Origin of the sequence: uncultured Algibacter sp. (genome assembly GCF_947495925.1) — a bacterium.
GTDB lineage: Bacteria > Bacteroidota > Bacteroidia > Flavobacteriales > Flavobacteriaceae > Algibacter_E.
Genome location: NZ_CANMAU010000007.1, coordinates 147,348 through 160,026 on the forward strand (window position 1 = coordinate 147,348; position 12,679 = coordinate 160,026).

Below are 12,679 nucleotides of genomic sequence, written 5' to 3' on the forward strand. Positions count from 1 at the left end.
TTCATATTACAATAAAAAATGTTCATCTTTGTTAAAGCTATTAATTCTTTATATAATACCTGGTTTTTTTGCTATTAAAACTAGGGTTTGTTTGATACATTTTATAAGGAGTGACAAACTATGTTAGTTTTTATACGTTGTCACAAAATGGTATTATCAAATAATTTAATTGAGGGTAAAAGGAAGTTCTTAAAGAGCTTCCTTTTCTTTTTCTACAATGGAATGTTACCATGTTTGCGTTTAGGGCTGTCCACTTTTTTGTTTTCTAACATTGAAAATGCTTTAAGTAATTTGCGTCTTGTGTTTTGAGGAAGTATAACTTCATCTATAAAACCGCGCTTTGCTGCCGCATACGGATTAGCAAATTTTTCCGCATATTCTTTTTCTTTTTCGGCTAATTTACTTGCTGGGTCGTCTGCATCTGAAATTTCTTTTTTGAAGATAATCTCACTAGCCCCTTTAGCACCCATTACTGCTATTTCTGCTCCTGGCCATGCAAAATTCATGTCTGCACCAATATGTTTAGAGTTCATAACATCATAAGCACCTCCGTACGCCTTTCTGGTAATTACCGTCACTCTGGGTACGGTAGCCTCGCTCAAAGCATATAATAGTTTTGCGCCGTGTACAATAATACCATTCCACTCTTGATCGGTCCCTGGTAAAAACCCAGGAACATCAACTAAAACTAATATAGGAATGTTAAAGCAGTCGCAAAAACGAGTAAAACGTGCGGCTTTTCTTGAACTGTTAACACCTAAGACTCCCGCAAATGCCATAGGTTGATTTGCGATTATACCAATACTTCTACCTCCTAATCTGGCAAATCCTACGATAATGCTTTCAGCATAATTTTTATGGATTTCATAAAACGATTCATCGTCAATAACACCTGAAATGACGGCATGCATGTCATAAGGTTTATTGGGATTGTTAGGAACAATATCAGATAAAACTTCTCTCACCTCACCCTTTAAATTCACATCCAATGACTGAGGCGTTTGCGAATTATTTTGGGGTAAGTAACTTAGTAAAGTCTTTACATCTTCTAAACATTGAATATCATTTAATGATGTTTTATGCGCAACACCCGATTTTGAGGCATGGGTATTTGCTCCTCCAAGTTCCTCACTCGTTACTTCTTCATTGGTAACAGTTTTTACAACATTAGGACCTGTTACAAACATATAGCTGGTGTTTTCAACCATTATTGTAAAATCGGTTAATGCTGGAGAATAAACAGCGCCACCTGCACAGGGTCCCATGATAGCCGAAATTTGAGGAATAACTCCAGACGCTTTAACGTTTCTATGGAAGATCTCTGCATATCCACCAAGTGAGCGCACACCTTCCTGAATTCTTGCACCACCAGAATCATTTAACCCAATAATTGGAGCGCCAGTTTTCATAGCCATATCCATGATTTTACAAATTTTTTCGGCATGAGTTTCAGAGAGTGCACCACCAAAAACGGTAAAATCCTGGGCGTAAATATAAACCGGCCTACCGTGAATTGTGCCATAACCCGTAATAACTCCATCTCCATAAAATACTTGATCCGCCATTCCAAAATCAGTAGTTCTGTGTGTTACTAAAGCACCAACCTCTTCAAAAGATCCTTCATCCATTAAATATTCAACACGTTCTCTGGCTGTTAGCTTTTTCTTTTGATGTTGCTTATCAATTCGAGCTTGTCCACCACCTAAATATGCTTGGGCTAGTTTTTCGTTTAACTTATCAATTTTAGAATCCATAGGTTTTAATTAGGTAGTCTTAGTAATTTTTGATCTTCAATATATTGTTTCAGGGCAACTAAAGCTGCTAGTTTAGCTTCCTCTTGCATTTCTTTTTCTAGAGCTTTTGGAGAATAGTATTTTTTAACGAAATGTGTATCAAACTTTCCAGATCGAAAGGCTTCATGTTCACATACAAATTTACCAAATGGCAACGTGGTTTGTACACCTTTAACATGATAATTAGCAATGGCTTTAAGCATGAGTTGAATAGCTTCTTCTCTAGTTTTCCCATATGTAATTAGTTTAGCTAGCATGGGGTCGTAATAAATTGGAATATCCATTCCTTCTTCAAAGCCATCATCTACACGAATGCCAGTTCCTTTAGGTATTTGATATACATCTAAATGTCCAACGCTTGGTAAAAAATCATTCATCGGATCTTCTGCATACACTCTCAATTCTAAGGCATGACCATTAATAGTGAGGTCTTCTTGTTTTATGTTTAACTTTTCTCCTCGCGCGACTTTAATTTGAAGTTCTACCAAATCTACTCCAGAAATTAATTCAGAAACGGGGTGCTCAACTTGTAATCGTGTATTCATTTCTAAAAAATAGAAATTATAATCAGCATCTAATAAAAATTCTACGGTTCCAGCTCCTAAATAATCACATGCTTTAGCCACCTTAATAGCTGCATCTCCCATTTCCTGTCTTAATTTAGAAGACAAAACACAGGAAGGTGCCTCCTCAATCACTTTTTGATGTCTACGTTGAATGCTACATTCTCTTTCAAAAAAGTGTAAAATAGTACCATGATTATCAGCCATAACTTGAATTTCTATATGACGAGGAGATGTGACATACTTTTCAATAAAAACGGAGCCATCACCAAAGGCTGAAGTGGCTTCACTTATGGCACGTTTCATTTGTGATTCTAAATCACTTTCTTTCTCAACGATGCGCATTCCTTTACCTCCACCACCAGCAGAGGCCTTTATAAGAATAGGGAATCCAATATTTCTGGCTATTGCCTTTGCTTTGTCAACATTTGTTATCGCTTCGTCAATACCAGGGACCATAGGGATGTTATAGGCTTTAACAGCCTCTTTTGCGGCTAATTTACTCCCCATAACTTTTATAGCTTTAGAACGAGGGCCAATAAAAACTATATTGTTTTTTTCACACAACTCTGCAAATTCGGCATTTTCGCTTAAAAAGCCGTACCCAGGATGAATAGCATCAACATCTAGCCTTTTTGCTACTTCAATTATCTTATCTCCTCTTAAATATGATTGATTTGAAGCGGGTTCGCCAATGCAAACCGCTTGATCTGCAAACTTAACATGAGGTGCATTCCTGTCTGCACTAGAGAACACAGCAACAGTTTGTATTCCCATTTTTTGAGCAGTTTTCATTATTCTTAAAGCAATTTCTCCACGGTTTGCAACAAGTATTTTATTCATGTTTTATTCGAATTCAATTAATAACTGGCTTTTTTCAACCGCTTCACCTTGTTTTACTTTTAAAGATTTTATAATACCATCCCTTGGTGAAGTAATCATGTTTTCCATCTTCATAGCTTCTAAAATAAGTAGCGCATCATTCTCCTTTACTTTTTGCCCCACTTTAACGTTGATGTCTAAAATTAAACCTGGCATAGGTGCTTTAATGGCACTTATTTGTTTAACAGAACCCGAGGCAAATCCCATAACCTCTATAAGTTGATCGAGTTGATTCTGGATGTTTACAGAATAAAGGTTGTTGTTGATTTTAATCTGATAAGATTTATTTTGAAAATCGCGATTTACAAATTCAATAGAGTAGGACCTATCATTATTTAAAACATGTGACTTTGTTGAACTAACGGGTATTATATCCAACGATTTAAGATCCGTTTCTTTAACAGTATAGTCGAAGCTATTATTTACTTTAACCTTAAAATGTGAATTCATAGTGGTGTGAGTTGTTCAATAAATATACATAATATATAAGGGTTATTCAAAATTTAAAATGTATTGCCCAAACCTTTATTTAAATCTAGTTTTAACAAAAAAGAATACAAAATATTTGATTGTTTAAGCGAATAAAAAATGAGTTTGTAAAGTGTAGAAGGTCTCAATAATATAATGTTTAATTTTTAATAAAATTACGAATATGATAAAAATAGATAAAAAAAATGTAATATTTTACGAAAAATACATTTTAAATATGATATATGTCATTTTTCTTCAATACAAGAAGATTGAAATTTGCTAAATAAAATATTTAAATATAATGTCATGAATACACAAAAAAATGTTTTCAGAAAATTAATTATCTGCATTACTGCAATCGGTTTTGTATTTAATTTATCGCAAGCACAAATTTTACAATTAGAAAATGACCAATCTTCTTTAACTGTTTTTGGTTCTTCAAATCTTCATGGTTGGAAAGTGGATGCCCAAACTCAAAATGGGGCCATTAGTTTTAAAAGTCTTGACTCTTGTCAACTAGAACATTTATCTCTAGCTGTTCTTACCGAGAGTTTAAAAGGTGTAGAACCGGGCATGGCAAATACAGCTTTTAAAGCTTTGAAATCAGATAAATATAAATCCATACTGTTCACGCTTGTTGAAGTTAAAAAAGTGACTGATAAAGGAAACGGCGTTTTTGAATTGCATACTTTAGGGGATTTAGTTATTGCAGGTACAAAGAAAACAGTCCCCTTAAATTTTGATGTTACGATTGTGGATAATAAGGTGAAGCTGGAAGGCAATACAAAATTAAAGATGACAGAGTTTAATATAATACCTCCTACAGGTTTATATGGCGCCGTAAAAGCAAAAGATGACATTATCTTAAGATTCGAAACTAGTTTTATATAAACTCAATTATTTAAAGGTTTAAATATCCTCTCTACTAAAGGCGTTCAGTATGGATTATTTTGTGGAGAGGTTTTTATTTGAAGAAAATCGGAAAACCGATATTTTAAAGCTCTATCTATAAAAATGACTTTAGTACTAATAGGATTTACTAATAAGTTAGTATAACTAAGAAATCATTTAACTAGTCAAGTTTCCAAGTTCTAACCCATTCATATTGCGTTGTGCGTTCACTCCAAGTACCACTTTCAATAAGTCCACCATCATCTGGAATTGGATTCCAGTCGTAAGTTTCTATGGCCATATGTATATAAGCTGGTAAGTCCCATTCAACGGTAGGGTACAATGTATAAACGTATGTCCCATTTAAAAAACACACAATTTCTTTAGAAGATTTCCACCAAGCGCCATAAATGTAAAATTTTTCATGATTTTTTGTTTCGGTAATAACAAAATTTTGATCTCGTTCAGAAACGGGGTGACATTTGGTTTTCCTATGAATGGCATTAGAGTGAAAAATTTGATCCCATTCCTTCGCCCATTCTTCAGTTTTTGTAGTTACTCTTCCCACACATTCTTGTATATCCAATTCTTGTTTTTTCTCGCAATGGTATTTACTCATTAACCAAAAAGTGGAAGACATAACCGTGCTGTTTGCCTTCATTTTACATTCAAAATACCAACCTACATTTCCTGGGTTAATTGCTCTAACAATACCTCCTTGGTGTGTATAAATATCTCCGTGTTTTCGTAAGGGTGCATCTAATTTGCTAACGGTTACATTTAGTTTACCATGTTTTACTTTTACATTATCGGCTTTAAAAAGTCCTGGTGGTCGTCCGTCCCAAATCCAACCATTTCCAATAGGTTCTTTTTGCCATTTTGATACATTTAATGATTTACCATCAAATTCATCTGAAAGGCTTTCTACTTTTACCCAAACATTACCATTTGGTTTGGGATCTTCTGTAGGTTTAAAATAAGGAGATTGCCCATACAATTGAATTGACAAAAGGTTTAGTAAAACGAATAAAAGGATTTGTTTCATTATGAGTTAAGTTTTAGTATTTCTTGATAAATAAGTTGATAATAGTTCTTATTTGCAGCTACAAAATGATTGTTGTTATTTTCTATATGATTAATAAGACATTTGAATTCTGCCAAGGAAACTAATTTTAAAGCTTCCACTTCTTCCTCCTGAGGCGTTAATTCGTTAAGAGGTACTTTCAATTCACATATAAAAGTATTATGAAATTCATTATCTATGATACCATTGTCATATGATTGAAAACATTCAAAAACACCAATCTTTTGCAAGTCTTCTAACGAGATTTTTAACCCAATTTCCTCATGTATTTCTCTAATGCCACCTTCTTCGGGAGTTTCACCCGCATCAATATGACCAGCTACTGACACATCCCACATTAGTGGGCAAATTGTTTTATTTGCAGAACGTTGAGAGAGTAATATGTCTCCTTGTTTTGTATAAAACCAAATATGAGTCGTATGGTGGTATAATCCTTTCTTATGAATAACAGATTTTAACGCTGTTTCACCCAAAAGATTACCGTCCTGGTCTGCAATATCAATAAATTCATCCATTAATTCAGGTTTAAAACGTTCTCTATTGATTTTAAAAGTATATCAAAGTCATGTGTAGTACTAAATAAATGACAAGATATTCTAATGTATGTGCCTCTATTTGCTATAAAAACTTGGTTCTTTTCAAATTCTTGTTTTAGTTTATCTAAATTTATTCCGTCTGGAAGTTTAATTCCAAATAGATGTTTTGCACGATATTCATTTTTCTCAATTATACAGCCCAGTGTTTTCAATGGTTCAATAACATGCTTTGAAATGGAATGGCAATAGTCTTGAATGTTTTTTGGTTGCCATTCCAAAAGCTGACTTATTGAATCTAAAAGCATAGGGACGGCGATAAAATTGGCGTTTTCCCCCATGTTATATCTACCAGAAAAAGGTTTGTATGTTTCTTCGTAATTGGTAAGTCCTGCAAAGTTTTCGCTGTTCAGTCTGTTCGACCAGTTTTCTTCAATTGGGATACCATTATCAAAGTATGGACCATAATATGCTAAGCCAAAAGAATAAGGGCCTAGTAACCATTTATAACCAGCACAAATAACCGCATCTGGTTCAAGTTCCTTCACTGAAAAGGGTAAGGCGCCAATAGATTGGGAACCATCAATTATTAACAAAGCATTCAATGATTTTACTTTGGCATTAATAGTTTTTAAATTGAATATCGTACCATCTGCCCAGTGAATGTTTCCCATGGTAACCACAGCTGTTTTTTCAGTTATTGCATCTAGGATATGATCGTTCCATGTTTTTCCGCAATTTTCACTTTCATCAGGTTTATGTACTGTTTTAATAGTAGCCTTAAAGTCTGCAGCTAGTCGTTTCCATGCATATACATTACTTGGAAATTGTTCTCCAATTATAAGAATTTCATCCTCTGGTTTTAGTTTAATGTTTTTTGTAACTGTTGATATACCATATGAAACCGAAGGAATAGCAACAATACGTTGAGGCTCCTCAACCTCAATTAGCTGCGCATACATTTTTTTTAGATTGTCAAGCGGTTCAAAAAAATCATTACTTTTAATAGTAAAGGGATTCGTTTTTTGATCAATAGCAGCTTTTCCAGCCAAGTTTGTGCTTTTTAAAAGCGGAGACATATTAGCGGCATTTAGGTATGCCACATCTTCCGGTATATCAAAGAGGTGTTTTTTACTTGTCATAATAACTCAAAAAAAAACCCGCTCTTGGCGGGATTATATAGTTTATTTAAAAATAACTAAATGTTTCGCCGTCTTCAATGTTTAGAAGCGTTTCATAAATTAATTTAATCACATTTTCAACATCTTCTTTATGTACCATTTCTACAGTAGTGTGCATGTATCTTAATGGTAAAGATATCAACGCAGAAGCTACACCACCATTACTATAAGCGAAAGCATCTGTATCTGTTCCAGTGGCTCTCGATAAAGCAGAACGTTGAAACGGAATTTTTTTGGTTTCAGCAGTTTCTGTAATTAAATCACGAAGTTTTTGTTGTACCGCAGGCGCATAGGCCACTACAGGTCCTTTGCCCATTTCTAAACTACCTTCTTTCTTTTGCTCAATCATTGGGGTAGTCGTATCGTGGGTTACATCGGTAACAATAGCGACATTGGGTTTAATGGTTTGCGTAATCATTTCAGCACCGCGTAAGCCTATTTCTTCTTGAACGGCATTGGTAATGTATAAACCAAAAGGTAATTCTTTTTTATTTTCTTTAAGTAGTCGTGCCACTTCGGCAATCATAAAACCACCCATGCGGTTATCAATAGCGCGACAAACAAATTTATCATCATTTAAAATGTGAAACTCGTCAGGATAGGTAATAACACAACCTACGTGAACTCCCAATTTTTCAACTTCTTCTTTATTTGCACATCCTACATCAATAAAGATGTTGTCTGGTTTTGGCGCTTCTTCTTTTGCTCTATTTCTTGTGTGAATGGCCGGCCATCCAAAAACACCTTTCACAATACCATTTTTGGTATGAATATTTACCACCTTACTTGGGGCTATTTGATGGTCGCTACCACCATTTCTAATCACATAAATTAATCCTTTGTCAGATATAAAATTTACATACCACGATATTTCGTCAGCATGTCCTTCAATAACTACTTTGTATTTTGCTTTTGGGTTTATAACACCAACAGCAGTTCCGTAGGTGTCTGTTATAAACTCATCAACATAAGGTTTTAAATAATCCATCCATATCTTCTGACCTTCCCATTCGTATCCTGTAGGAGCTGCATTATTTAAATATTTTTCTAAAAAGTCCATCGACTTTTTTTTAAGAATGCTCTGTTTTGCCATTTATAAAAGTTTTGCACTAAAATAATAATATAAATAGAAATCAACATGCATAACCCCTTGTAAATTCTTAATTTTGACATGTTATATGCTCCAGTCTTTTTAAGATGAAATTTTTTAAATACATATTTGTTCTTTTTCCTGTTTTAACCTTTTCTCAAGTTCATGAAATTGAGCAGGATACAACCTCTATTGAATACCTTATCATTGAAGGCGATTCTATACCTCGTAGATCTATTGATTTAGATGAGGTTATGCTATTGCATAAATTGGAATTTGGTAGTAGAGAAGAACGTATTCGGTATTTAATACTTAGGCGAAAAACCATTAAAGTGTACCCCTATGCTAAAATGGCTGCGGAGCGATTAGACTCCATGAATACGCACTTAAAGACATTAACCAAGAATCGCCAAAAGAAACGGTACACAAAAAAAATTCAAAAATATGTTGAAGGTGAGTTTTCGGTAGAATTAAAGAAGTTAACACGTACGGAAGGTCAAATATTAGTAAAGCTTATCCATAGACAAACAGGTAAAACGGCTTTTGATTTGGTTAAGGAATTACGAAGTGGGTGGCGAGCATTTTGGTATAACACTACGGCGAGCATGTTTGATATTTCTCTTAAGCGCGAGTTTGACCCTATTGATGTTAAAGAAGATTATCTCATTGAAGATATTCTACAACGTAGTTTTCAGGGCGGGCGTTTAGAACGACAAAAACCAAAAGTTGAATTCGATTTTTATGATTTAACGGATAAATGGATTCATCAAAAAACACCAGATTGACATGCGTTTGCAAACGCCTTTTGAAGAAAGACTAAATGCCATATCTCATGGTGTTGGTGCTTTATTGGGTATTGTAGCATTGGTTTTACTAATCAAAAATAATTCAGATAAAACAACATATAGTCTATTTAGTGTTATTATTTATGGGGTTTCCATAATTCTTTTATTCACGGCATCAACCCTTTATCATGCTATTAATAATGAAACCTATAAGCACTACTTTAGGATTTTAGATCATATTAGTATTTATGTTTTAATAGCAGGGACTTATACACCTGTTACTTTAATTGTGTTAGAACAAAGCCATGGTTGGCAACTGTTTTATGCCGTTTGGGGCATAGCTGTGTTCGGCACATTATTGAAATTGTTTTTCACAGGGAAGTTTGAAATCTTCTCTACACTATTATATTTAGTTATGGGGTGGCTTATCGTTTTCGACTTTTCCAATTTATCTCATGCTATTGGAAGCGATGGTATATTATTCTTGTTTGCAGGAGGTTTAGCTTATACTGCAGGGATTATATTTTATGCCATTGGTCGCATACCGTTTAATCACGTTATTTGGCATTTGTTTGTATTGGCAGGGGCAATTTGTCATTTTTTTATGATATTTTTTTACGTTATTTAAGGAACGTAACTTGTGTTTCAATTTAAATATATGATACATATTCTACCAGCTACCTCTTTAGCACATTTCGAAACCATATCGCGTTTGGCGCATGAAATATGGCATGAACACTACATAAAAATTATAAGTGTAGAGCAAATAGAGTACATGCTTGAAAAGTATAACTCGGTGTCACATATTACAGAACGCGCAAATAATGGCGCTTTGTTTTTTTATATGACTTATAACGATAAGCCTGTAGGTTATCTAGCCATGGAGAAACATCTTGACTATTTGTACATTAGTAAGCTATATGTTATGAAGGAAAGTAGAGGAAAAGGTATTGCAAAAACAGTAATTGATTTTGTGGTATCTATGGCTCAAGATAAAGGTAAGCCCATGGTTAAACTTCACGTAAATAAATACAATTATGGTGCTATTGGGTTTTACGGAAACATGGGCTTTGTTAATACGGAATCGGTGATTACGGATATAGGAAATGGGTTTATCATGGACGATTATTTGATGGTGAAACACCTTAAGTTAAAGGGAATATAATTATCCGTCAATCACATCTTTATACTCCTCAAAAAAAGCTTCAAATAAGCTCATGTTTGTATTGAAGAATTCCATAACCTCTCGCCAAGTGTTTTTGTTATGTATGGATACTTTTTGTTCTAAGGGGATATAAATTCGTGATATTTCTTTATGGTTATCGAGAAAAAATTCTTCTTCGTAAATCGCTTCAGGAAGATAGTCGTCTAAAAGAATAGATTTTAAAGCGAGTAGTTTCTGCCAATGTTTAATACGGTTTTCAAGATCGTCTTCCAAATCTAAAGCAATGAGCGCTTTCTTATTATCAAAGTGAAATTTAAATGATAAGCCCTTTAGTTTAGTATCATACAAAACCCATTTTCGCGGAAAAGATTTCCCAAAACTTGTCCAAAACTCTTGTCTTAATATTCTAGATTCTTCTTTGCTAAACATTAGTTTTAGTTAAAAGTTAAAAGTTAAAAGTTAAAAGTTAAAAGTTAAAAGTTAAAAGTTAAAAGTTAAAAGTGTGTCACTCTTGCCATTTTGAATATTATTTACCATCAATCATCAATCATCAATCATCAACCATCAACCATCAGCTAAATAAAATAAGCTATACCAACCCCAAGAATGATAGATATAAACTTCGACAAATTAAATTTATGGCCCTCGCCACTTTCAAATAAAATGGTTGTAGATATATGGAAAAATATACCAATCACTACAGCATTAATACTATGCGCTAGCTGCATACTTAAATCGGCGGTATTCGAAATATAGGTTCCTAAAGGCGTCATGGTAGTAAAAATCAATAAAAACGTTATAATTTGAAACTTACTAAACTTCGACTGAAATAAAAACAGACTTACAATTGTAGCAATAGGAATTTTATGAATTAAAACGCCATAAACCATATCGTTATGTTGGTGTATTGGAAACCCTTCCAAAAAACTATGGATACACAAACTTATAAACAATAGCCAAGGGAAAGCGGTTTCAGTTTTATGAATATGCACATGCCCATGTTCGGCACCTTTAGAGAACAATTCCAAAATAATTTGCAGTAAGATACCGCCCATAATAAATAGTCCGGTACGTTTCGTATCTAAATGTTCGTATACTTCAGGCAGTAATTCAAAAAGTGTTAGTGCTAGTAAAAAAGCACCACTAAAAGAGAGCAGAAGTTTCGTGTTCCACTTTTTTTTATCTTTAGATAGTTTTGCAATAATAACACCTAAAATAACAGCATATATAGGAAAAAGAAATTTATTCATTCAAAATACAAGTCAATTTTAAAATCAAATAATCCATAGTGCAAGCAACAAAATATTCAACTTGCCCGCTTGCAATAAAAAACATTATTGGCTTATTTAAAAATCATTACTAAGCGCTCAGACGTTTTTGCATTATATTTATGTAACTTATAATCACCAAAAACCTCTAATAAATGCACACCAGCTTGTTCAAAAAGCAATTTAAAATCAGCTAAAGTAAACCAGCGCACACGCTCCTGAAAATTATATATTTTGTTATCGGCAGTAAAAGTAATATCTTTTATAATATATCCGTCTTCAACATAACGTTTTAAATGGAATTCAATATCATCAACCGTTTTAACCTCTTGGGGTACCAAATTGTCAATAACAAACTCACTATTCATAAAATCAATGACTCCAAAACCAAACTCGTTAAGTTCCTCCTTAATAGCCATTATGGTTTTTAAGTTATCCCCATCATCATCAAAATACCCAAAACTGGTAAACAAATTAAAAACGGCGTCAAACTGTTTATGGTAGGGTTTGCACATGTTATGCACATTAAAATGCAAGCGGTGATTTTCAAACTGTTTAGCAAAAGCAATACTGTTAGCACTTAAATCTACACCCGTAACATCATATCCAATTTTGTTCAAGTAACGTGCATGGCGCCCTTTACCACAAGCCAAATCTAAAATGGTACCGTGCTCTGGTATATTTAAGTAATTCGTTAAGGTGTCCATAAATAGATGCGCTTCGGTATCGTCTCTATCCTTGTATAAAATGTGGTAAAATGGCGTGTCAAACCAAGAAGTAAACCAAGTACTAGTATTGTTTGTCATATACTTTTTTTGGGGTTACCCCCGAGAAATTTTCGGGGGTCAGGCTTTACGCTATATCTTTTTAAAAAGTTTAAAGTTCGTTATCATGAGGCCAGAAATGGCATGATAATCTTTTCCTCGATTAGCAAATGGCCACGGCAAAAAATGCCTCGTAATAACGTTTCTAT

General features: G+C 33.9%; 14 protein-coding genes. 4 read left to right on the forward strand and 10 right to left on the reverse strand.

The genetic code is table 11. From position 1 onward, the window contains the following. Positions 1-212: 212 nt before the first annotated feature. From Q0857_RS15245 to Q0857_RS15255, 3 genes are read right to left on the reverse strand one after another with little or no spacing between them, the layout of a single operon-like run. Entirely contained in the window at positions 213-1,754 is a 1,542-nt protein-coding gene (locus Q0857_RS15245; protein ID WP_298537142.1) for an acyl-CoA carboxylase subunit beta, read from the reverse strand. Positions 1,755-1,759: 5 nt separating this feature from the next. Then, positions 1,760-3,199, reverse strand: a complete 1,440-nt coding sequence (locus Q0857_RS15250; RefSeq protein WP_298537144.1) for an acetyl/propionyl/methylcrotonyl-CoA carboxylase subunit alpha — start codon at positions 3,197-3,199, stop codon at positions 1,760-1,762. A 3-nt stretch (positions 3,200-3,202) separates the two neighbouring features. Then, positions 3,203-3,688, reverse strand: coding sequence for an acetyl-CoA carboxylase biotin carboxyl carrier protein subunit (locus tag Q0857_RS15255; protein WP_298537147.1), 486 nt, complete (start codon positions 3,686-3,688; stop codon positions 3,203-3,205). A gap of 327 nt (positions 3,689-4,015) precedes the next feature. Here Q0857_RS15255 and Q0857_RS15260 point away from each other — a divergent pair, with 327 nt between their 5' ends. Further along, positions 4,016-4,600 (forward strand): YceI family protein, encoded by a 585-nt coding sequence (locus Q0857_RS15260; RefSeq protein ID WP_298537150.1) that lies wholly within the window; start codon positions 4,016-4,018, stop codon positions 4,598-4,600. A 181-nt stretch (positions 4,601-4,781) separates the two neighbouring features. Here the strand turns inward: Q0857_RS15260 and Q0857_RS15265 are convergent, their stop codons facing one another. Genes Q0857_RS15265 through Q0857_RS15280 form a run of 4 tightly spaced genes read right to left on the reverse strand, consistent with a single transcriptional unit; the run spans position 4,782 to position 8,491 of the window. After that, a complete protein-coding gene (locus Q0857_RS15265; protein WP_298537153.1) occupies positions 4,782-5,645 on the reverse strand; it encodes a glycosyl hydrolase in 864 nt (287 codons plus the stop codon). Beyond that, a complete protein-coding gene (locus Q0857_RS15270) occupies positions 5,645-6,199 on the reverse strand; it encodes an NUDIX domain-containing protein (RefSeq protein ID WP_298537156.1) in 555 nt (184 codons plus the stop codon). Before Q0857_RS15270 ends, Q0857_RS15265 begins: the two co-directional genes overlap by 1 nt. Continuing rightward, on the reverse strand, positions 6,199-7,359 hold the full coding sequence (locus Q0857_RS15275; protein ID WP_298537159.1) for an aminotransferase class V-fold PLP-dependent enzyme: 1,161 nt from the start codon (positions 7,357-7,359) through the stop codon (positions 6,199-6,201). The genes Q0857_RS15270 and Q0857_RS15275 overlap by 1 nt, the downstream gene beginning before the upstream one ends. Before the next feature lie 46 nt (positions 7,360-7,405). Beyond that, positions 7,406-8,491 carry a M42 family metallopeptidase gene (locus Q0857_RS15280; RefSeq protein WP_298537163.1) on the reverse strand — a complete coding sequence of 362 codons (1,086 nt, stop codon included), beginning with the start codon at positions 8,489-8,491 and terminating at the stop codon, positions 7,406-7,408. Between the two features lie 104 nt (positions 8,492-8,595). Here Q0857_RS15280 and Q0857_RS15285 point away from each other — a divergent pair, with 104 nt between their 5' ends. Genes Q0857_RS15285 through Q0857_RS15295 form a run of 3 tightly spaced genes read left to right on the forward strand, consistent with a single transcriptional unit; the run spans position 8,596 to position 10,438 of the window. Beyond that, entirely contained in the window at positions 8,596-9,273 is a 678-nt protein-coding gene (locus tag Q0857_RS15285) for a DUF4294 domain-containing protein (protein WP_298537166.1), read from the forward strand. A 1-nt stretch (position 9,274) separates the two neighbouring features. Further along, positions 9,275-9,901, forward strand: coding sequence for a hemolysin III family protein (locus tag Q0857_RS15290; protein WP_298537170.1), 627 nt, complete (start codon positions 9,275-9,277; stop codon positions 9,899-9,901). Between the two features lie 30 nt (positions 9,902-9,931). Next, complete coding sequence (locus Q0857_RS15295) at positions 9,932-10,438, forward strand: GNAT family N-acetyltransferase (RefSeq protein WP_298537175.1); 507 nt, start codon at positions 9,932-9,934, stop codon at positions 10,436-10,438. Here Q0857_RS15295 and Q0857_RS15300 read toward each other — a convergent pair whose 3' ends face one another. The 3 genes from Q0857_RS15300 to Q0857_RS15310 all read right to left on the reverse strand — a co-directional run bounded on the left by Q0857_RS15300 (position 10,439) and on the right by Q0857_RS15310 (position 12,512). Further along, complete coding sequence (locus Q0857_RS15300) at positions 10,439-10,867, reverse strand: DUF4268 domain-containing protein (protein WP_298537178.1); 429 nt, start codon at positions 10,865-10,867, stop codon at positions 10,439-10,441. A gap of 146 nt (positions 10,868-11,013) precedes the next feature. After that, entirely contained in the window at positions 11,014-11,688 is a 675-nt protein-coding gene (locus Q0857_RS15305; RefSeq protein WP_298537181.1) for a ZIP family metal transporter, read from the reverse strand. Positions 11,689-11,780: 92 nt separating this feature from the next. After that, a complete protein-coding gene (locus Q0857_RS15310) occupies positions 11,781-12,512 on the reverse strand; it encodes a bifunctional 2-polyprenyl-6-hydroxyphenol methylase/3-demethylubiquinol 3-O-methyltransferase UbiG (RefSeq protein ID WP_298537184.1) in 732 nt (243 codons plus the stop codon). Between the last annotated feature and the right edge of the window lie 167 nt (positions 12,513-12,679).